Raw genomic sequence first — 18,952 nt, forward strand, 5'->3', positions numbered from 1 at the left:
GAGCACGGCATGCGGCGCGTCGCCGCGGCCGGATCAGAGCGCAGTCACGTCGATGATGGCCTGCGCGAAGGCCTCGGGCGCTTCCTGCGGCAGGTTGTGGCCGATGCCGCCTTGCAGTTCGCGATGCGCGTAGGGGCCGGTGAACTTGCGCGCATACGCGGCCGCTGGCGGATGCGGGGCGCCGTTGGCGTCGCCTTCCAAGGTCATGGTCGGGACAGCGATGGTGGGCGCTTTCGCCAGCCGCGCTTCAAGTTCGTCGAACTTCGGCTCGCCCTGGGCCAGTCCGAGGCGCCAACGGTAGTTGTGGATCACCACCGCGACATGGTCGGGGTTGTCGAACGCCGCGGCGCTGCGCTCGAAGGTCGCTTCGTCGAAACGCCACTGCGGCGAGGCCAGCGCCCAGATCAGCCGGGAGAACTCGCGCCGGTTCTGTGCATAGCCAAGTTCGCCGCGCTCGGTGGCGAAGTAGAACTGGTACCACCACTGCAGCTCGGCCTTCGGCGGCAAAGGCGCCTGGTTGGCCTGCTGGCTGCCGATCAGGTAGCCGCTGACCGATACCAGCCCCCGGCAGCGCTGCGGCCATAGCGCGGCCAGGATGCCGGCGGTGCGCGCGCCCCAGTCGCAGCCGCCGACGATCGCCGATTCGATGCCCAGCGCGTCGAGCAGGGCGATGGCGTCGGCGGCCAGCGCGGCCTGCTGGCCGTTGCGCGGGGTGTCGGCGGACAGGAAGGCGGTGGGGCCGTAGCCGCGCAGATAGGGAACGATGACGCGATAGCCGCGCTCGGCCAGCCGCGGCGCGACCTCGGCATAGGTGTGGATGTCGTAGGGCCAGCCGTGCAACAGCAGCACCGGAGGGCCGTGGCGGGGACCGAGCTCGGCATAACTCACGCGCAATACGCCGGCGTCGATCTGCTTGAGCGCGCCCCAGGCGGCAGCGACGCTGCGACCGGGACCGGGCGCACCGGCGGGGGCGGCGAAGGCGGAGCCGAGGTTGCCGAGCGGGCCGGCGAGCAGAACCGAAGCGGCGCCGCCGAGCAGACGGCGGCGTTGCGGATCGCGGAGGCGGTCGATGGGGGCGGCGGTCATGGCGGGCTCCTGGCGGGAATGGGCGGGCCAGGTCATTGGGCCGGGACGGGGTATCCGGCACGTGTCCGCGGATCGGGGGTTTTGTATGCAAGCCGGACGGGACAGGGATGCAGATACATTGCGATACACGGCGGTGCCGGAGCGCAGGGCTCGCCGGCGTCGCAGCCAAGGGGGCGCGATCCGGATCGGGGCGACGGTTCGACTGCTGTGCCGGGCGGGAGCCAGTCCCCTGCTCCGTTTTTCAAAGAAGGGGAACTACGCAGGCGGGATCGTCATGGCCGCGGCGTTCGCGGCCGCGCGCTCCAGGCCGTTCGCGGCGCCTGTCTTCAAACCGTTTGCGCCCTGCCGTTGCCTTCTTGAAAAGCTAGAGGGCGACGACCGTGCAGCCGGCGCGAGGAGTTGAGCGTTGGCCCTCGCCTTGTGGAGAGCAAAGCCACCTCCTGTTTCGACGGAGGCAGGGTAAAGCTGGCCCGAACGGCGCCGGGACGATGGGCCGGAGCGGCCGGAAAAGACCTTCGCGGTTCGACGCCGTAGCTTCCAGGTCTACTTTTCCGCTACCCCGCCCATTCCCGCTACACGACGCGGGGACGGTTTTGTTAGGCTCGCCCGACGAATCCTTCGCCCGAGCCGCCCATCCAGGTGCGGACCAGAACCGATAGCAGGACGGCATGGCGCACAACCAGTTCGCGTTGCTCACCCAACGGCGTTTCCTGCCGTTCTTCCTGACCCAGGCTCTGGGCGCCTTCAACGACAACGTGTACCGGCAGGCGATCATCGGCCTGCTGTTCTACCTCGGGGTCAGCGACGCGCAACGCACGCTGTACACCAACCTGGCGCCGGCGTTGTTCATCCTGCCCTACTTCCTGTTCTCGGCCACCGCCGGACAGATCGCCGAGAAGCTGGAGAAGCACACGCTGATCCGGATCACGACCACGATGGAAATCGTGATCATGTCGCTGGCGGCGATCGGCTTCCTCACCCAGAACATGGCGATCCTGCTGGTCGCGCTGTTCGGCACCGGCCTGCAGTCGACCCTGTTCGGGCCGGTCAAGTACTCGATCCTGCCGTCGGTGCTCAAGCCCGAGGAACTTACCGGCGGCAACGGCCTGGTCGAGATGGGCACTTCGATCTCGATCCTGGTCGGGATGATCTTCGGCGGACTCATCTTCAAGCTCGCCGGGGATCAAGGCCCGGTGGTCGCGGCGAGCGCGATCGTGCTGCTGGCGGTGACCGGCAACCTGGTCAGCCGCATGATCCCGCGCGCCGACGCCGGCGAGCCGGATCTGAAGATCCAGTGGAATCCGGCGCCGGAATCGCTGCGCATCCTGCGCATGACCCGGCGCCAGCCGGCGGTGCGCAATTCGATCCTGGGCGTGTCCTGGTTCTGGTTCGTCGGCACGGTGCTGACCTCGCAGTTGCCGACCTACGCCATCGCCAACCTCGGCGGCGCCGAAACGCTGTACATCTTCGCCCTGGCGCTGTTCTCGGTGGGCACCGGCGTGGGCTCGATGTTGTGCGAGCGACTGTCGGCGCGCACGGTCGAAATCGGCCTGGTGCCGCTGGGCGCGTTCGGCATGAGCGCGTTCATGGTCGACCTGTATTTCGCCCGCCCCGGCGCCGCCACCGCGACCGGGCTGGAAGTCGCCGATTTCATCGCCCAGACCGGCGCCTGGCGGATCATGCTCGACCTGGTCGGCATCGGCGTGTTCGCCGGTTTCTTCGTGGTACCGCTGTTCGCGCTGATCCAGAACCGCTCGCCCAAGAACGAGTTGTCGCGCGTGATCGCCGGCATGAACATCCAGAACGCCGCCTTCATCGTCCTGGCCGCGGTACTGGGCGTGGTGGTGCAGCGATTCTTCCACTGGACCATCCCGCAGGTGTTCCTGGCGCTGGCGATCGCCAACGCCCTGGTCGCGATCTACATCTTCACGATCGTGCCCGAGTTCCTGATGCGCTTCCTCAGCTGGGTGTTGGTGCGCACCCTGTACCGGCTGCGCGTGTCCGGCACCGAACGCATTCCCGACGAAGGCGCGGGGCTGATCGTGTGCAACCACGTCAGCTACATGGACGCGCTGATCCTCAGCGCGAGCATCCCGCGCCCGGTGCGCTTCGTCATGTACTACAAGATCTTCAACATCCCGGTGATGAGCTGGATCTTCCGCACCGCCAAGGCGATCCCGATCGCCGGCGCCAAGGAGGACCCGGAGGTCATGCGGCGCGCCTTCGCCGAAATCGAGGCGGCGCTGGCGGACGGCCAGTTGGTCGGCATCTTCCCCGAGGGGGCGCTGACCAAGGACGGCGAGATCGCCACGTTCAAGTCCGGGGTCGAGCGCATCCTGGCCAAGAACCCCGTGCCGGTGGTGCCGATGGCGTTGCGCGGAATGTGGTCGAGCATGTGGAGCAAGCGCGACGGTCGCCTGCGCCGGATGCGCGTGCCGCGCCGGTTCCGGGCCCGGGTCGAAGTGGTCGCGGACCCGCCGCGCGACGGCGCCGCGGTCGACGCGCCGGCCCTGGAGGCGCAGGTGCGGGCGCTGCGCGGCGATTGCGCCTGAGCCGGGCCGCGGTCGCGCTGCTAGGATGAGCGCCGAGCGCGGCGGCACCGGTACCGCCGCCGCAACGCGAGGGAGAGCGCGTCCATGAATCAACCCGCCGTCGGCGCCAAGTCGCCGTACCCGAACTACCTGGTCTGGTCGATCATCGTCACCGTGATCGCGTTCTGCGCCTGCTGCGGCGTCGGCGCGATTCCGGGCGTGGTCTCGATCGTCTACGGCGCCCAGGTCGACAGCAAGTTCGCCGCCGGCGACGAGGCCGGCGCCGCACAGGCCTCCGCCAACGCCCGTACCTGGGCCTGGGTCTGCACCGCCCTGGTCGGCCTGGCGGTGGTGATGCAGGTGTTGGGCCTGTTCGTCGAGGGCATGGCCAGCGGCGTGGACATGCTCTTCGACCAGGCGCGCCAGCGGCGCTGAGCCTGCGTCCGGCTTGCCCAGCGCCATGAACGAACTGAGCCCGCGCCGGCGCCACGCCGCCCTCGCCGCGACCGCCGCGGCGGCGGCGCTGGCCGGCGGCGCCGCGGTCTGGCTGCTGCGCCGTTTCGATCCCAATGCGGCCAACAGCCCGCTGCCGGGCTGCGTGTTCTACCAGCTCACCGGCCTGTACTGCCCCGGTTGCGGCATGACCCGCGCCGCGCACGCGCTGGTCCACGGCGACTTCGCCCAGATGCTGGCGATGAATCCGCTGTTGCCGCTGCTGATGCTGGCGCTGCCGCTGCTGGTGTTGCACGCCTACGGTTATCGCCTGCCCAAGGCCGCGATCGCCGCGCTGACCAGCGCCAGGCTGTGGATCGGCCTGCTGCTCGGCTTCTGGGTGCTGCGCAACCTGCCGTGGCCGCCCTTCGCGTGGCTGGCGCCGGGCTGAGGCTCAGAAGCGGTAGGTCGCGCTGATCAGGTAGTAGCGGCCGACCGGGTCGTCGTCGGCGATGCTGTAGCCGCCGGCGCTTTCGTCGTAATTGACCGGGGCATGATCGGTGAGGTTGCTGACGTTGAGGCTCAGCAGCCAGTGATCGAAGCCGCCGTAGGCCAAATTGAGCCCGACCAGGGTCGCGCTGGGCGTGCTGCATTTGCCGGCGCGCTTCCAGCGCTTCATGCAGTCCACGGTCGGGTCGCCGAAGTCGACCTTGGCCGGGCCCATGTAGCGCAGGTTGAGGGTGGCGATCCAGTCGCGGTAATTCCACTGCACGCTGCCGAGCAGGCTGCGATCGGGCGTGGTGTAACCGGCGTAGTCCAGCGCCGGCACCTGCGGGTGCGAGCGGCGGATCAGCCGGTCCAGATAATGGCCGTTGAGGCGCATCGCGAACTTGCCCCAGCGCGCGGTCTCGACCCGGTAGTCGGCGTCGAGTTCCCAGCCGCGCACCTCGGTGCGGCCGACGTTGTCGAGGTAGACGTTGACTCCGTACAGGTAGCCTTCCTCGTCGCGCAGCAAGGCCTCCGGATACAGCTCCGGACGCTGCAGCGAGTTGATCACCAGCATCTCGTTGTTGCGCACGATGCGGTAGTGATTGAGGCTGAGACTGAAAGCCTCGGCGGGCTGCCAGATCACCCCCAGCGTGCGGCTGTGCGAGGTCTCCGGCTTCAACTTCGGGTTGACCGTGGCGTGCTGGTCGACCAGGCAGGTGGCGGTGTCGTCGATCGGAATCAGGCAGGGGCCGATCGCGTCGGAGTACGGGATCTGCGCGGTGTCGCCGAACATCATCGGCCGCCGCACCTCGAACAGGGTCGGCGCGCGATAGCCCTCGCCGACCGAGCCGCGCAGGGTCAGGCTCGGCGTCGGCGTCCACTTGAAGCCGGCCTTGGGCGAGACCCGGCTGCCGAAACCGCCGTTGCGGTCCAGGCGCCAGGCCGCGTCGATCGACAGCGTGTCGTGCAGCGGCAGATTGATCTCGCCGTACACCGCCGAGTCGTTGCGGCTGGACTTGCTGCGCTCCATGTCCTGCGCCAGGGCCACGCTGCCGTTGACGAAGGACGCGCCGGGACGGCTGCGCAAACGCTCGCGGCGATACTCGGCGCCGACCGCGACGGTGGCGTCGCCGCCGGGCATGCGGAACAGCGGGCCGTCGAAATTGGCCACCGCGCTGTCCAGCACCACCTCGCCGCCGAGGGTGTTCTGCGGCGCGATGCGCTCGATCACCTCGTTGGACTTGCTGCTCTGGTCGAAGCGGAACAGGCCGTGCTCGGCCGCTTCGAACAGCTCGCTTTCGTCGATCAATCCGTCGATGCGGTTGTGCACTTTGTTGCGGCGCTGGGCCAGGCTCAGGTCCCACTCCCAACGGCCGCGGTAGCCGCGCAAGCCCATGGTGGCGTCGCGGGTGTTGGTGACGGTGCGGTTGCGCACCGGCCCGACCTCCGAAAACGCATAGGCCAGCGGCAGGATCGGCAGCGGCGCGAACGCGTCGGGGCTGTCTTCCGGCAGGCTGACCAGGCCGTAGAACGGCGCGTTCTGCATCTCCAGCGACACCCGGGTCGCGCGCAGGTCGGCGTAGAACTCGCCGTTGTTGTCGATCGGCTGGCGGTAATGGGCGTAGAAGGCGTTGCTGGTGATGCCGGGCTGGAGGCTCACGTACCGCGCGCGGTCCAGGCTGCAGGGCTTGCCGCCCTCGCCGGCGTCGCGGTCTTCGCAGCCGTCGATCGGCACGTAGTAGTTGCCGAAGTAATAGCCGAACGGGATGCGCGCGTCGCGCAGGCCGTTGTCCTGCTGGTCGAGCGTGCTCCAGTCGCGCTGGCTGCCGACCAGCGGGTTGCGGGTGAAATGGTCGGCGCTGAGGAACACGCTGCCGCCGCCGCGGGTCTGCAGGCCGATGCTGGCCGACAGCCGCTGCTGTTCGGCGTCGCCGCGGTCGGAGACGCCGAAGTTGGCGGTGATCTCGCCGCCGCTGTAGTCCTTCTTGAGGATGATGTTGACCACCCCGGCCATCGCGTCGGCGCCGTAGATCGCCGAGGCGCCGCCGTGCAGGATCTCGATCCGGTCGATCATGCTCAACGGAATGCCGTTGAGATCGCTGAGCGCGCCCATGTCGGTCGAGACCAGGCCGTAGTTGGCCATGCGCCGGCCGTCGACCAGGAACAGGGTCGCGCGCGGGCCCAGCGAGTACAGGCTCGAGGACGCCGCCGCGGCCGAAGGCACCTGCGAGGCGCCGCCGCCGGTGGCGACGTCGCGCGGATGGTGGCCGGTCATGCCCGGCATCAGCCGCAGCAGGTCGAACAGGGTCTGATGGCCGCTGGCGCGGATTTCCTCGCGGGTGATGATGGTCAGCGGGGTCGAGGTCTGGAACGCCGAGCGCGGGATGCGGGTGCCGGTGACATGGACCGTGTCGAGCTGGGTCGGCGCGCTCGGCGGGGTCGATTCGCGCCGCACCGTCGCACGCGGCGGCGCGACCGGGCGCGGCCGCGGCACCGCCTGCAACAAGTAGGTGTTGGCGTTTACGGCCACCGCGGTGAGGCCGGTGCCTTGCAGCAGGCGGGCCAGGGCCTCGCGGGTCGGGGCTTTGCCGTCCAAGCCGGCGCTGCGACGGTTGGCGACCAGCGACGGCGAGTAGAGGATCTGCACGCGGCTCTGCGCGGCGAACGCGTTGAGGGCGTCGTCCAGCGCACCGGCGCGGATGTGGTAGCCATCCCCAGTGGAATCGTTAGGAGGGGCCTGGAAAGCCCCGGCTTCGGACGCGGCTAGAAGCGCGACGGAAACGAGGAACGCAGGGAAAATCTTGGCCATCCACCAACCGCATCGATCGGACTACAGCGGAACACGGCGCCCCCTGTGGACGGCGCACGTCCAACCATAGCATCGACTCGGCCGATGCGGTGTCTCAACCCGCCTTGCGCCGCAAAACGATGTCGCCGTCGTCGCTGCGTTCGCTCTGCAGCGACCAGCCGCGCTCCAGGGCCTGCAGCAGCGAGGCCTGGTCGCCGATGTGGAACACGCCGCTGACGGTGATGTCGCCCAGGCCCGGCTCGGCCAGGCGCAGCTTGGTCGCCGAGTAACGGTTCATTTCGCTGAGCAAGGCATCCAGGCGCCGGTTCTTGAACACCAGGTCGCCGTCCGGCCAGGCCTGGGCCACGGCCAGGTCCAGCGGCTCGGGCACGCCGAGCCGGCCTTCGCCGTCGTAGTTGAGCTGCTGGCCCGGACTCAGGGTGCTGCGGGCCTGGGCCACCGCGCCGGTGACTTCGACCGCGCCTTCGATCAGGCCGACATTGACCGTAGCGTCGGTTTTGTCGACCTGGAAGGTGGTGCCGATATCGCGGATGGTGCCGCGCCCGGCCTTGACCGAGAACGGACGCTGCGGATCGGCGGCGACCTGGAACTGGACCCGGCCGCGGTCGACTTCGATCTCGCGCCGGTCCTCGCCGAAGCGGGCGACGATCACCGAGTCGGTGTCGAGCAAGACCCGGGTGCCGTCGGCCAGGCGCAGCGCGCGCTGCTCGCCGACCGCAGTCGCATAGCGTTCGCCGGCGGGCAGCGGCGCGGGCGTGCGCAGCCAGCCGATGCCGACCACGGTGGCGACCAGCAACGAAGCGGCCAGCGCGGCCGGCGCCCACCAGCGCGGCCGCGCGCTATCGCGGCTGGCGCGCCAGGCGATGCGCGCGGCGGCCTGGAGCATGTCGTCGCCGGCCAGTTGCGCCGCCAGTTGGTGCGCGCGTTCGGCCTGCACATAGGCCTCCACGTGCGCGGGCGATTCGTCCAGCCAGCGCTGGAACTGCGCCCGCTCCTCGGAGGTGCATTCGGGCGAATCCAGCCGCGCCACCCACGCTTCCGCGCGGCCGTCGTCGACACCCGTCGATGCGGTGAGTGAAGTCTTCATGATTCCTGCCAGCTCTCGTAGCCGCTTTCCTTCATGCGCGTGCGCAACAGCGCCAGCGCCCGGCCGATATTCTTCTCCACCGCCTTTACAGAAATACCGCAATGGCGCGCGATCTGGGTGTAGCTCATGCCGTTGATGCGGTTGAGCAGATAGACCTGGCGGCTGCGCGCGGGCAACTGCAGGATCGCCGCGCGCACCACCGCCAGTTCCTGCTCGGTCGCCACGCGCTGGTCGTGCGCGGGCTCCTGCGAAGGCAGCGCATGGTAGTCCTCGTCCAGACTGACGTGTTCGGGCGCGTGTCGCGTCTTCTGTCGCCGGCCGCGATCGTTGAGGGCGTTGATCGCGATGCGGTACATCAGGATCTTCAGCGATTCCGGCGGCTGCTCGCGGTAGCGCAGCATCCGCATCATCGTTTCCTGGGCGATGTCCTGGGCGTCCTCGAGGCTGGCGGCGGATTTGCGCAGGAACGCGATCAGCGGTTCGCGGTGGTCGCGCAGGAACGCGACGAAATGATCTTCGTCCGCGCGCGCCGAAGCCGCCTGGTTCGCCGCCGAGGAGTCCTGACCCACGTCCACTTTCGTCCACGTTCCCGGGATGTGTTTCGATACTAGCCCAGCCGTCTGCGCCGGGCGAACGAAGTCCGCGGTCTCGGGCACGGCGAGGCCGGGCGCGAAACCGGCCTGGATGATGGGCGTAAATCGACTCACCGGATCGGGTTCTCCGCAGGAAGTTGAGCGCGCAGGCGCGACCGCAGTCACGCAACGCAACGCCGGAACGATTCGATCGCCTGCCGCCGCCCCAGAGAGCGTTTGCGCGCCGTCCCCCGAGCGCCGGCAAGGCGTCGCGACACGCTGCAACACGACCGCCGGGCCCGACCGGTCCGCGGCGCGCGAAGCCCGCCTCGCCACCCCGGCGGAACCGACGCCTCCCGATGCGACGCGGGAAGCGGGCGACTCGCGCGGCGCATCGGATCTGCCGCACCCGTGACATGAAACGCAGTTGGGGCGGAGGCTCCCTACCCGTTCCATGCGCCGGCGTCGGGATTCGGTTCAGACGGTCGCAAACCGGGACCGAACGGTCGTGGCGGCAGGCGCCGCCGCCGCGGAGGGAACACGCGCCCGGGCGGGCGCGGGCGGGCTCAGGACACGAAGCCGGCGATCACGAACAGCGCGAGCACCGCCAGCCAGACCAGCAGGCTGCGCCAGACCAGGCTCATCGCGTCGCGCAGCTCGGGCACCTCGCCGATCGTGGCCGGCGCCGTGGGCGCGCTCACCCCGGATTCGTCGACGTAGTCGGCGGCCTCTTCGGCCAGTTCGCATTTGACGCTGGCGCGCGCGACTGCGCCGAGGAAGCGGTGGTCCAGGCTGGGGCGGGCACCGCCGGACTCGCGCCAGGCGCCGAGCACGGTGTCGAAATTGCCGACCAGGGCCAGGGCCAGGGTCATCAGCTGCGCCACCGGCCAGTCCAGCGCCGCCAACGCGGCGCGCGCACCGGCGCGGTTTTCGCCGGGCAGCTCGCGCGAGGCCTCGCCTTCGGCGGCCAGGGCGATCAGGCGGTAACCCAGCGCACCGACCGGACCCAGCACCAGGAACCAGAACAGCACCCCGAACCAACGCCGCAACGCGCTGCGGAACACCGCCTCGACCAGTGCGCCGCCGTCCAGCACCGGGGTCTCGCCGTAGCCGAACAGCCGCGCCGCAGCCTCGCGGCGCGCCGCCGGATCGCGCGCCGAAGCCAGCGCCTCGACATCCTGATCCAGATCGCGCGGGCCCCAGGCGTAGAACAGCACCACGATCGCGAACACCAGCCCGCCCAGGCCGATCAGCGGTTCGTCCAGGGCCAGCTGGAACAGGCCGACGCCGAGCAACGGCGGCAGCAGGGCCAGGATCAGGCCGCCCTGCCCGTGCCAGAAGCTGCCTTCGGGGAAGCGGCTGCCGATCCAGCGCAGCCAGTCGCCGTACCAGCCGTAGTGACGCACCGACGCGGCCAGCGACTGGGCAAGATGGCCGAGCACCAGTGCGACGACGGCGGCGATCAACGTGACGGACATCGGGCGACGCTCCTGGCGTAGCGAATCTGAGTCCGATTCTAGCGCGACCGTACGGAACTGAGGCCGGCCGCAGCGCGCCGCGCGCACCGTACGTGAACGCATTGCGCCGGCGCTTGCGGCCGGCGCGGGGGCCTCATCCGCGCGCGTGCGCCTCGGCTTCGGCCAGCCACTGATCGATCAGCCAGCGCGAGATGGAAATGCTCGGCGACAGCAACGGGCCGACGCCGTCGTCGCGGTCGCGTTCGCCGCGCGCGGCGGCGGCGCGGATCTCCTCGCGGGTGAACCAGCGCGCCTCTTCGAGCTCATCGCCGACCTGCGGCGGGTCGGGTTCGGCCAATGCGGAGAAACCGAGCATCAGCGCGCCCGGGAACGGCCAGGGCTGGGAGCCGAGGTAACGGCAGCCGCGCACGCGCACGCCGGTTTCCTCCAGCACTTCGCGCGCCACGGTCTGCTCCAGCGATTCGCCGGGCTCGACGAAGCCGGCGATCACCGAGTAACGGCGCGGCGGCCAGCCGGCCTGGCGGCCGAGCAGCAGGCGCTCGCCGTCGCCGACCGCGACGATCACCGCCGGATCGGTGCGCGGATAGTGCTCGCTGCCGCACAGGCCGCAACGGCCGAGCCAGCCGGCGCGCGCGAACGCGACTTCGCCCCCGCAGGCGCCGCAGAAACGGTGCCGGCTGCGCCAGTGCTGCAGGGCGCGGGCCTGGGCGAACACGCTGGCATGCAACAGCGGCCAATGCGCGGCGGCGCTGCGCAGATCGACCCGGCGCGGCGCCTGCCAGGCGACCAGTTCGGCCTCGATCGCGAACCAGGCCCCGCCCTCGCCGTCCAGGCCGAGGAACACCGCGGCGCCGACGCCGCCCGGGCCTTCGCTGAGCTCCTGCCCGCTCGGCGCGCGCAGGCCGCCCTCGTCGTCGGCATAGGCCTGGCCGGACGCATCGAGCACGATCACCCGCGCCTGCGGCCACAACGCAGTCAAGGCCGCGGAGTCGTCGCGCAGGTGGTCGGCGCGGTCCAGGACCGCGCGCCAGGCCGAGCCGGAGTCGACGAAGGCGAACGCGGACGCTTGCGGGGCGAGAGGCTCGCTCACACGCCGAACGAGGAACCGCAGCCGCAGGTGGTCTTCGCGTTCGGATTGCGGATCACGAACTGCGAGCCGTGCAGGCTCTCGGTGTAGTCGACTTCGGCGCCCATCAGGTACTGCAGGCTCAGCGGATCGACCAGCAGGGTGACGCCGTCGGTCTGCACGGCGAGGTCGTCCTCGCCCTGCTGTTCGTCGAACTCGAAGCCGTACTGGAAGCCCGAGCAGCCGCCGCCCTGGATGTAGACGCGCAGCTTGAGGGCGTCGTTGCCCTCCTCGGCGATCAGTTCGCGGACCTTGTTCGCCGCGGCCGAGGTGAATTGCAACGGCCGCTCCAGCGATTGATAGGCCGGTGCGGCGGAGTGAAGAGTGGTTTCCATACGCAAAAGGATGAGGGCCCGGCGACGCGCATTCAAGCGCACCGGGCGAACACTGCGATCAGCCGCCGGTGCCGGCGGCGGGGCTTGCGGCGGTGCCGGCGGGCGCCTCCCGGGTCGCCTCGGCCCAGGTGAAGGACTGCTCGACCGGCGCGCCCGACTGCGGGGTCAGCCGCACCGTGACCCGCACCGGGACCAGCCCGGCGGGCACGAACACGTCGCCCTCCACCTGCTGGAAGTACTTGAACGAGTAGGCCACGCCCGGCGCCGCCGGCTGCTGGCGCAGGTCGGTCCAGGCCAGCTTCTCCAGCTTGCCGTCGCGGGTGCCTTCCAGGGCCAGGCTCAGGCGCCCGGCGCTGACCGCACCGCGGTTGAGGTTCTGGGTCAGGGTGGTGGTGAAGTGCCAGGCCGAGGGCGCGTTCTCCTGGGCCTGCATCTTCAGCGCGTGCACGGTCAGGCCGCGGCGCTGGCCGGTGGCGCCGACCAGGCGTTCATAAAAGGCCACGTCGGCGCGCAAGCCGGCGAGTTCCTCGTCGCGCTCGGCCAGCGCGCTCTGCAGGTCGCGGTTGGCCTGGCGGCTGATCTCGTCGGAACGGCCCAGGGTGGTCACGCGCTGGCGCAGCTGTTCCAGCTCGGCGCGCATCTGCCTCGGGGTCAGGACCTCGGCTCCGGGCGGAACCGACGCGATCTCGTCGGCCGGCTCGCCGATCGAGCGCCACAGGCCCCAGGCGCCGAAAGCCAGCGCCGCGGTCAGGGCGATCGCGGCCGGAATCCGCCAGGGATGGCGCTGCGCCTGTGCGGCCGGCGCCACGGGGTTCGGGTCGGCGTTCGGCGGAGACCCGGCGGGAGACGGCGTGGCTGGGGAGGTCGTTTCGCTCATCCACACCGTCTGGGGGCTGGGCCCGCGCCGCTCAATCCATCGCGGCGAGGGCGGTAATCGCGGCTTCAGGCGCCGGCAGGGCCGCCGCCGACTCGGCGTGGATCAGGCGGCCGGTCAGCATCGAGCCGGCGGTCATTTCCACGACCCGATAATGCACGTTTCCTTGGACCCGCGCTTTGGCCGCCAGTTCCACCCGTTCGCTGGAGTAAACGTCGCCGTTGAGGGTGCCGTTGAGGACCACCACCGGCGCGCGCACCTCGCCCTCGATGCTGCCGTTTTCGGCCAGGGTCAGACTGGCCGGCTGCCCTTCCTGCGCCACCAGCTTGCCGACGATGCGGCCTTCGATATACAGCCCGCCGCTGAAATGCAGGTCGCCGTGGATCACCACCTGCGGGCCGATCATGGTGTCGACCTGGCCTTCGCGCAGTTGGGTCGGTTTGCTGGTCTTGAACATCGTTTAAGTTTCCCCGGTTACGGTGACGCCGCTCTTCCAGGCGAAACGCTGTTCGATCGAAGCGTTTTCCCCGCGCAACGAAACGCGCACGCGTTGCGGGGTGAACCCCGCCGGCAGCATCACGCTGCCGTCGAGCTGCTGGAAGTAGCGGAAAGAATAGTTCTGCGGCGGCGCTTTCGGTTTCTGGTGCAATTCGTCCCAGCCGATCGACGCCAGCTTGCCGCCGCGTACCCCCTCGACCTGGAAGTGCAGGCCGCCGCTGCTGACCGCGCCGCGGTTGAGGTTCTGGGTCAGCACGATCTGGTAGCGCCAGGTGCCGCCGGCCTCGGGCTTGAACTCGACCGAGTGGACGTTCAGGCCCTTGGCCGGCGCCGTCGCACCGACCAGGCGTTCGTAGAAGGCGACGTCGGCGCGCAGGTCGGAGATCTCCTCCTCGCGCTGGGCCAGGGCCTCCTGCACCTGCTTGTTGGCGGCGCGGCTGATCTGGTCGGAGCGCTGCAGGGTGGTCTCGCGCTGGGCCAGGCGGTCGAGCTCGTTCTGGCGCTGGCGCAATTCGCGCTGGGTCGCGGCCAGCTCGGCGCTGACCTCGGGCAGCATCGGCGCCGCCCGCGACTGCGACCACAGCCAGGCGCCGACCAGCGACGCCGCCCACGCCACGCCTACGGCGGCCCAGATATAAGGACGCTTGTCCGGCTGTTGCTGGACGATGACGAAACGGGGCGGCGGGGCTTTGGCCATGCTCGACTGCGACAAACGCCGCTTTGCCTATACTCAACCCTCGATCTTAACGGGAACGCCGCCGTGTCCGATGCGCACCTGTTCGCAGTTGGAGTGGTTCTGGCCTGGCTGGCCGGGGTCCGGGTCTATCTGACCGTGTTCGGCGTCGGCCTGGCCGGCTTTCTGGGCTGGCTGGACCTGCCGCAGGCCCTGCAGGCGACCCAGTCGCCGTGGGTGCTCGGGGTCTGCGGCCTGCTCGCCGCCGGCGAGTTCTTCGCCGACAAGATCCCCGGGGTCGATTCGGGCTGGGACCTGCTGCACACCCTGCTGCGGGTGCCGGTCGGCGCGTTCCTGGCCGCGGCGGCCATGTCGCCCGACGGCGAGCTGGGGGCCGGAGCCCTGGCGGCCGGCGCCGGCGTGGCCCTGACCAGCCACCTGCTCAAGTCCGGCTCGCGCGCCCTGCTCAACGCCTCGCCCGAGCCGGTCACCAACTGGACCGCCTCGGTCACCGAGGACGCCGCCGTGGTCGGCGGCCTGGCCCTGGTGTTCGCCTATCCCTGGGTGACGTTGGCGATCGTGGTGCTGATCAGCCTGACCATCGGAACGGCGCTGTGGTGGCTGTGGCGGAAGATCTTCGGGCGGCGGCGCAAGGCCAAAGAGCTGGAAGTGAGCTGAGAAGACCGGGCAGCGCGCAACGACCGACGCTCGCCGATCGCTGCTGCAGAATAAAAAAGCCGCCGGTGCGAACCGGCGGCTTTTGGGTGTCTGGCTGGCGGCGCTTGCGCGCGGCTGGCGGGATACAGGCCCGGATAGAAGCGGCAGCGAGCGTCTTGCGCTCGCCGCTCGCGTCTCCCTCGCTTATTCCTCGCCCTTCTCGATCTTGGTCAGCAGATAGTTCTGCTCGCCCAGGCGCTCGATCAGCGCGAGCTGGGTTTCGATCCAGTCCACGTGCTCTTCTTCCGAGTCGAGGATGTCGGCGAACAGCTTGCGGCTGACGTAGTCGCTGACGGTTTCGCAATACTTGATCGCTTCGCGCAGCAGCGGAATCGCTTCCAGCTCGAGCGCCAAGTCGCAGGCCAGCAGCTCGCGCGGGTTTTCGCCGATGCGCAGCTTGCCCAGGGCCTGGAAGTTGGGCAGGCCATCGAGGAACAGGATGCGGTCCGACAGCTTGTCGGCGTGCTTCATCTCGTCGATGGACTCGTGGTACTCGTGTTCGGCCAGTTCTTTCAGGCCCCAGTTCTTCAGCATCTTGGCGTGCAGGAAGTACTGGTTGATCGCGGTCAGCTCGTTGTAGAGCGCCTTGTTGAGATATTCGATGACCTTGGGGTCGCCTTTCATGGCCGTGGCTCCGACGTTGCTATGGCGGGCACTGTAGCCAGTTCGCGGACCCGATGACGGAACGCGAATCGTGCGCAACGGGAGTCGAGAATCAGTGGCGTTGGCAGTCCCGGCGGGGCCGGGCGGCGGGCTCGATCAGGCGGCCTGCGGCAACACCGTGAGCGGCAAGTCGATCGTGCCGCGCGCCTGATCCAGCAGCGAGGCGGCCAGTTCCAGGCAGCTGCCGCAATTGGCGCCGGCGCCGGTCCGCATGGTCAGCTCGGGCAGGCTGCGGCACCCGGCCTCCGCGGCCTGGCGGATGTCGCGGTCGGTGACTCCGTTGCAGATGCAGACGTACACGGCGGCGGGCGTTCGGGCAGGCAGCCGGATGGCTGCGAGGCCATTCCGCCATGAATGAGAATGATTGTCAATTAACGGCAGCCGACCGATGGCCGCCAGGGACCGGCGCGTTCAGGCGCCCGGCTCGGACCCGCCCCGGGCCGGGCTGCCGGGCACGCCGGCCCGCGCGCGCGGCCGCTGCCGGTTGCGGCCGGCCAGATGCGGGTCGTGCATGCGGGTGTCGGGAGCGGGCGCCGGCACGGCCTGGGCGCCGGCGACATGGCGGGCGAACGGGGCCAGATGGCGCAGGGCGCTGGCGTAAACGCCGCGCTTGAACATCACCACGTGCTCGACCGGGTACCAGAAATCCACCCAGCGCCAGTGGTCGAACTCGGGCTTTTCGGTCAGGTCCAGGCGCAGGTCCGACTCCTGCCCGGTCAGGCGCAGCAGGAACCACACCTGTTTCTGGCCGATGCAGACCAGACGGTCGTTGCGCCGGATCGCCCGGTGCGGCAGGCGGTAACGCAACCAGCCCGGAGTGGCGCCGAGGACCTCGACGTGCTGCGGCAGCAGGCCGGTCTCCTCGCGCAATTCGCGATACATCGCCTCCAGCGGCGTCTCGTCGCTGTTCATCCCGCCTTGCGGGAACTGCCAGCCGTCGCGATGCACTCGGCGCGCCCAGAACAGGCGGCCGTCCGGGTGCATCAACACGATGCCTACATTGGGCCTGTAACCGTCCGGATCGATCACGATGCGGACTCCGAATTTCTACTGAGTCCGACTCTGCCACGGGGTGCGGCAGACGACAAGTCGTGCAAAGCGGCGGGGTCCCCATTGACAGGCACCCCTCCGGCATGAAGAATTCGCGGTTCCCCGTGGCTATGTAGCTCAGCCGGTTAGAGCACAGCACTCATAATGCTGGGGTCGGTGGTTCGAGTCCACCCATAGCCACCATCGATTCCGCGCCGGCCTTCGCCGTCGCAGCCGGCCCGCCAGCGTTGCGGGCTTTTTCGTATCCGGGCCCCGCCCCGGACCCGACGCTCCGCCCTCCGCGGCCCGCGCGCCCGGACCGGCGGCGTCCACCGCCCGACCGCTTGCCGCACAATGTCCGTCATGAACATCTTCAAGGTCTTCACCCTCGAGGCCGCGCACCGGCTGCCGAACGTGCCGGAAGGGCACAAGTGCGCGCGCCTGCACGGCCATTCGTTCCGGGTCGAAGTGCACCTGACCGGCGAACTGGGCGAGCACAGCGGCTGGGTGATGGACTATGCCGACGTCAAGAAGGCGTTCCAGCCGATCTACGACCGCCTCGACCACCACTACCTCAACGACATTCCCGGCCTGGAAAACCCGACCAGCGAACGCCTGGCGGTGTGGATCTGGGAACAGCTCAAGCCGGCGCTGCCGCTGCTGAGCGAGATCGTCGTGCACGAAACCTGCACCGCCGGCTGCCGCTACCGCGGCTGAGCTGCGGCTCGCGCGCCAACGAACGCCCGAACGCCATGCGTTCGGGCCCCGGGAAGCGAATCCTCCTGTCGCCGCGCGCCGGCGCGGTCCCGCCCCCTCATCCGCCCCTTCCGGGCACCTTATCCCGCAAGCGGGAGAAGGCAACGACGGCGGCGCCATCGTCGCGAGGCCCGATCGAACCTTCGAAGCCCCTTTCCCGCTGGCGGGAGTGGGTTGGGGAGAGGGTCTCTCGGCCGCCCGCGCGCCCCGCACAACCGCCCTCGCCCGCCGCGACGGCCTCCCCTCGCGCCTGTCAGGCACGCGAAACCTGGGCGTCACAGCCCCGAATTAGGCTTTGCCTGAACCGCTGCTTGGGCGCTAAGCGGCTGAACAGGCAGGTTTTCTGAACCGGTTCAGACCGCTCGTCGTTGCGATGTTGCATCGCAACAATGCCCTGGCTATGCTGCACCGCACCATCCAGCCGTTCTCCGTCTGGACCACTCAGGAGCTCAGCCATGTACCAGCAGTTCAACGAACAGTTCGCCGCCGCTACGCGCCAGTTCGCGGACACGGCCGCTCAGGTCAACCGTCTCGCCCTCGACAACGCCGAGGCCGTGTTCGGCCTGCAGATCGCCGCGATCGAGGACCGCGTCAACGCGACCTTCGCGTTCTTCGGCGAAGCCGCCGAGGCCCGCGATTTCGAAGCCTTCAAGACCCTGTGGCCGAAGGGCGTGCAGATCGCCCGCGAGAACGTCGAGCGCGCCGTCAGCACCGGCCAGGAAACCTTCGGCCGCACGCTGAAGACCAACGAAGCGATCGCCGAGCTGGCCAAGTCGCAGATCGAATCGGCCGCCAAGACCACCCAGGCCAACGTCGAGAAGGCCGCCAAGGCCGCGACCAAGGCCGGCGTCGCTCCGGCCGCCAAGTAACTCCCGCTCAGAGCCGGTATCGGCCGCCGACCGCAGCGTTCCTCTCTCTCCGCCCGGTCGGCGGTTCGTATCGGCACATCGGAAAACACGAAACCCGGCCCCTTCGGCGGCCGGGTTTTTTGTTGTCCGACAAGCCGTCTTCGGTGCCCGGGCGCCGCGGCGCCGGCGCTCAGAACACCGGCGCCAGCCGCTGCGCCAACGCGTGCGGATCGGGCTGCGGCGCATACGGCAACCGCCCCCAGCACGGCATCGGCAGGCGCGCGCGCAGGATCTCGAAGTTCTCGTCGGCGCGCGCCATGTCCGGATCGATGCCGTTGGCGATCCAACCGATCGCGCGCACGCCGTCGGCCTGCAGCGCGCGCGCGCTGAGCCGGGCGTGGTTGATCGCGCCCAGGCGCAGGCCGACCACCAGCACCACCGGCACGTCCAGCGCACGCACCAGATCGACCTGGTCCAGCGTGGCGCTGATCGGCGCGGCCCACCCGCCGACGCCCTCGACCACCACACAGTCGGCCTGCGCGGCCAGGCGCGCGTGCGCGGCGAGGATGGTGTCCAGCTCGATGCTCACGCCGGCTTCGGCGGCGGCGATCTCCGGCGCCAGCGGCTGCGGCAGGGCGTAGGGATTGACGTCCTCGTAGCTCGGCACCGGCGAACTGGCCGCCTGCAACAGCAGCGCGTCTTCGTTGCGCCAACCGTCCGGCCCCGGCTCGCAGCCGCTGGCCACCGGTTTCATGCCGACCGCGCGCAATCCGCGCGCGCGCAGCGCGTGCAACAGCGCCGCGCTGGCCAGCGATTTGCCGATGCCGGTGTCGGTGCCGGTCACGAATACGCCCGGTGGACAGGCAGGACGCGGCGCCGGATCGGCACGATTTGCGGCCGTTGGTCGGATGGCGCCGGCGACCGGAGGCTGGTTGTGACTCATCTCGCG

The 18,952-nt window shown here is 69.7% G+C and carries 20 protein-coding genes and 1 tRNA gene; 7 read left to right on the plus strand and 14 right to left on the minus strand.

What is annotated here, in order from left to right; genetic code table 11:
- Positions 1 to 33 precede the first annotated feature (33 nt).
- Positions 34 to 1,086 carry an alpha/beta fold hydrolase gene (locus tag TX83_RS07205; protein ID WP_064747292.1) on the minus strand — a complete coding sequence of 351 codons (1,053 nt, stop codon included), beginning with the start codon at positions 1,084 to 1,086 and terminating at the stop codon, positions 34 to 36.
- Between the two features lie 668 nt (positions 1,087 to 1,754).
- On the opposite strand from TX83_RS07205, the gene TX83_RS07210 reads away from it, so the two are divergent.
- From TX83_RS07210 to TX83_RS07220, 3 genes are all read left to right on the plus strand, one after another.
- Positions 1,755 to 3,638, plus strand: a complete 1,884-nt coding sequence (locus tag TX83_RS07210; protein ID WP_064747263.1) for an MFS transporter — start codon at positions 1,755 to 1,757, stop codon at positions 3,636 to 3,638.
- An 84-nt stretch (positions 3,639 to 3,722) separates the two neighbouring features.
- Entirely contained in the window at positions 3,723 to 4,052 is a 330-nt protein-coding gene (locus TX83_RS07215) for a CD225/dispanin family protein (protein WP_064747264.1), read from the plus strand.
- Between the two features lie 25 nt (positions 4,053 to 4,077).
- The gene (locus TX83_RS07220) at positions 4,078 to 4,500 is read left to right on the plus strand and encodes a DUF2752 domain-containing protein (RefSeq protein ID WP_064747265.1); all 423 of its coding nucleotides are present in this window, start codon (positions 4,078 to 4,080) and stop codon (positions 4,498 to 4,500) included.
- A 3-nt stretch (positions 4,501 to 4,503) separates the two neighbouring features.
- Here the strand turns inward: TX83_RS07220 and TX83_RS07225 are convergent, their stop codons facing one another.
- The 9 genes from TX83_RS07225 to TX83_RS07265 all read right to left on the minus strand — a co-directional run bounded on the left by TX83_RS07225 (position 4,504) and on the right by TX83_RS07265 (position 14,014).
- Positions 4,504 to 7,347 (minus strand): TonB-dependent receptor, encoded by a 2,844-nt coding sequence (locus TX83_RS07225; protein WP_064747266.1) that lies wholly within the window; start codon positions 7,345 to 7,347, stop codon positions 4,504 to 4,506.
- Positions 7,348 to 7,441: 94 nt separating this feature from the next.
- Positions 7,442 to 8,434, minus strand: a complete 993-nt coding sequence (locus TX83_RS07230) for a FecR family protein (RefSeq protein WP_064747267.1) — start codon at positions 8,432 to 8,434, stop codon at positions 7,442 to 7,444.
- A complete protein-coding gene (locus TX83_RS23775) occupies positions 8,431 to 9,192 on the minus strand; it encodes an RNA polymerase sigma factor (RefSeq protein WP_315851253.1) in 762 nt (253 codons plus the stop codon). Before TX83_RS23775 ends, TX83_RS07230 begins: the two co-directional genes overlap by 4 nt.
- A 380-nt stretch (positions 9,193 to 9,572) precedes the next feature.
- On the minus strand, positions 9,573 to 10,484 hold the full coding sequence (gene ampE, locus TX83_RS07240; RefSeq protein ID WP_064747268.1) for a regulatory signaling modulator protein AmpE: 912 nt from the start codon (positions 10,482 to 10,484) through the stop codon (positions 9,573 to 9,575).
- Positions 10,485 to 10,617: 133 nt separating this feature from the next.
- Positions 10,618 to 11,574 (minus strand): NAD(+) diphosphatase, encoded by a 957-nt coding sequence (nudC, locus tag TX83_RS07245; protein WP_064747269.1) that lies wholly within the window; start codon positions 11,572 to 11,574, stop codon positions 10,618 to 10,620.
- On the minus strand, positions 11,571 to 11,945 hold the full coding sequence (erpA, locus tag TX83_RS07250) for an iron-sulfur cluster insertion protein ErpA (protein WP_064747270.1): 375 nt from the start codon (positions 11,943 to 11,945) through the stop codon (positions 11,571 to 11,573). The genes nudC and erpA overlap by 4 nt, the downstream gene beginning before the upstream one ends.
- A gap of 58 nt (positions 11,946 to 12,003) precedes the next feature.
- Positions 12,004 to 12,822 (minus strand): DUF6776 family protein, encoded by an 819-nt coding sequence (locus tag TX83_RS07255; protein ID WP_261370051.1) that lies wholly within the window; start codon positions 12,820 to 12,822, stop codon positions 12,004 to 12,006.
- 31 nt (positions 12,823 to 12,853) lie between these two features.
- Positions 12,854 to 13,276: a bactofilin family protein gene (locus TX83_RS07260; RefSeq protein ID WP_064747272.1), complete on the minus strand. Its 423-nt coding sequence runs from the start codon at positions 13,274 to 13,276 to the stop codon at positions 12,854 to 12,856.
- Positions 13,277 to 13,279: 3 nt separating this feature from the next.
- Positions 13,280 to 14,014 (minus strand): DUF6776 family protein, encoded by a 735-nt coding sequence (locus TX83_RS07265; RefSeq protein WP_064747273.1) that lies wholly within the window; start codon positions 14,012 to 14,014, stop codon positions 13,280 to 13,282.
- Positions 14,015 to 14,077: 63 nt separating this feature from the next.
- Between TX83_RS07265 and TX83_RS07270 the strand changes: the two genes are divergently transcribed.
- Positions 14,078 to 14,668, plus strand: coding sequence for a DUF4126 domain-containing protein (locus TX83_RS07270; protein WP_064747274.1), 591 nt, complete (start codon positions 14,078 to 14,080; stop codon positions 14,666 to 14,668).
- Between the two features lie 183 nt (positions 14,669 to 14,851).
- On the opposite strand, the gene bfr is transcribed toward TX83_RS07270, so the two are convergent.
- The 3 genes from bfr to TX83_RS07285 form a co-directional block, all read right to left on the minus strand.
- On the minus strand, positions 14,852 to 15,331 hold the full coding sequence (bfr, locus tag TX83_RS07275; protein ID WP_064747275.1) for a bacterioferritin: 480 nt from the start codon (positions 15,329 to 15,331) through the stop codon (positions 14,852 to 14,854).
- 135 nt (positions 15,332 to 15,466) lie between these two features.
- Positions 15,467 to 15,670 (minus strand): (2Fe-2S)-binding protein, encoded by a 204-nt coding sequence (locus TX83_RS07280; RefSeq protein ID WP_064747276.1) that lies wholly within the window; start codon positions 15,668 to 15,670, stop codon positions 15,467 to 15,469.
- Positions 15,671 to 15,781: 111 nt separating this feature from the next.
- A complete protein-coding gene (locus TX83_RS07285) occupies positions 15,782 to 16,399 on the minus strand; it encodes an RNA pyrophosphohydrolase (protein WP_064747277.1) in 618 nt (205 codons plus the stop codon).
- Between the two features lie 127 nt (positions 16,400 to 16,526).
- Between TX83_RS07285 and TX83_RS07290 the strand changes: the two genes are divergently transcribed.
- The 3 genes from TX83_RS07290 (at position 16,527) to TX83_RS07300 (ending at position 18,024) form a co-directional block, all read left to right on the plus strand.
- Positions 16,527 to 16,603, plus strand: a tRNA-Met gene (locus TX83_RS07290).
- Positions 16,604 to 16,762: 159 nt separating this feature from the next.
- Positions 16,763 to 17,116 (plus strand): 6-carboxytetrahydropterin synthase QueD, encoded by a 354-nt coding sequence (gene queD / locus TX83_RS07295; protein ID WP_064747278.1) that lies wholly within the window; start codon positions 16,763 to 16,765, stop codon positions 17,114 to 17,116.
- Positions 17,117 to 17,610: 494 nt separating this feature from the next.
- On the plus strand, positions 17,611 to 18,024 hold the full coding sequence (locus tag TX83_RS07300) for a phasin family protein (protein WP_064747279.1): 414 nt from the start codon (positions 17,611 to 17,613) through the stop codon (positions 18,022 to 18,024).
- A gap of 169 nt (positions 18,025 to 18,193) precedes the next feature.
- Here TX83_RS07300 and bioD read toward each other — a convergent pair whose 3' ends face one another.
- Positions 18,194 to 18,913: a dethiobiotin synthase gene (gene bioD / locus TX83_RS07305; protein ID WP_428992546.1), complete on the minus strand. Its 720-nt coding sequence runs from the start codon at positions 18,911 to 18,913 to the stop codon at positions 18,194 to 18,196.
- Positions 18,914 to 18,952 lie beyond the last annotated feature (39 nt).

The organism is Lysobacter antibioticus HS124 (genome assembly GCF_000336385.2).
Lineage (GTDB): Bacteria > Pseudomonadota > Gammaproteobacteria > Xanthomonadales > Xanthomonadaceae > Lysobacter > Lysobacter firmicutimachus.

Coding starts and splice junctions, on each gene's coding strand:
- TX83_RS07205 (WP_064747292.1), bottom strand. CDS start 1,086: ATGACCGCCGCCCCCATCGACCGCCTCCGCGATCCGCAACGCCGCCGT.
- TX83_RS07210 (WP_064747263.1), top strand. CDS start 1,755: ATGGCGCACAACCAGTTCGCGTTGCTCACCCAACGGCGTTTCCTGCCG.
- TX83_RS07215 (WP_064747264.1), top strand. CDS start 3,723: ATGAATCAACCCGCCGTCGGCGCCAAGTCGCCGTACCCGAACTACCTG.
- TX83_RS07220 (WP_064747265.1), top strand. CDS start 4,078: ATGAACGAACTGAGCCCGCGCCGGCGCCACGCCGCCCTCGCCGCGACC.
- TX83_RS07225 (WP_064747266.1), bottom strand. CDS start 7,347: ATGGCCAAGATTTTCCCTGCGTTCCTCGTTTCCGTCGCGCTTCTAGCC.
- TX83_RS07230 (WP_064747267.1), bottom strand. CDS start 8,434: ATGAAGACTTCACTCACCGCATCGACGGGTGTCGACGACGGCCGCGCG.
- ampE (WP_064747268.1), bottom strand. CDS start 10,484: ATGTCCGTCACGTTGATCGCCGCCGTCGTCGCACTGGTGCTCGGCCAT.
- erpA (WP_064747270.1), bottom strand. CDS start 11,945: ATGGAAACCACTCTTCACTCCGCCGCACCGGCCTATCAATCGCTGGAG.
- TX83_RS07255 (WP_261370051.1), bottom strand. CDS start 12,822: ATGAGCGAAACGACCTCCCCAGCCACGCCGTCTCCCGCCGGGTCTCCG.
- TX83_RS07260 (WP_064747272.1), bottom strand. CDS start 13,276: ATGTTCAAGACCAGCAAACCGACCCAACTGCGCGAAGGCCAGGTCGAC.
- TX83_RS07265 (WP_064747273.1), bottom strand. CDS start 14,014: ATGGCCAAAGCCCCGCCGCCCCGTTTCGTCATCGTCCAGCAACAGCCG.
- bfr (WP_064747275.1), bottom strand. CDS start 15,331: ATGAAAGGCGACCCCAAGGTCATCGAATATCTCAACAAGGCGCTCTAC.
- queD (WP_064747278.1), top strand. CDS start 16,763: ATGAACATCTTCAAGGTCTTCACCCTCGAGGCCGCGCACCGGCTGCCG.
- TX83_RS07300 (WP_064747279.1), top strand. CDS start 17,611: ATGTACCAGCAGTTCAACGAACAGTTCGCCGCCGCTACGCGCCAGTTC.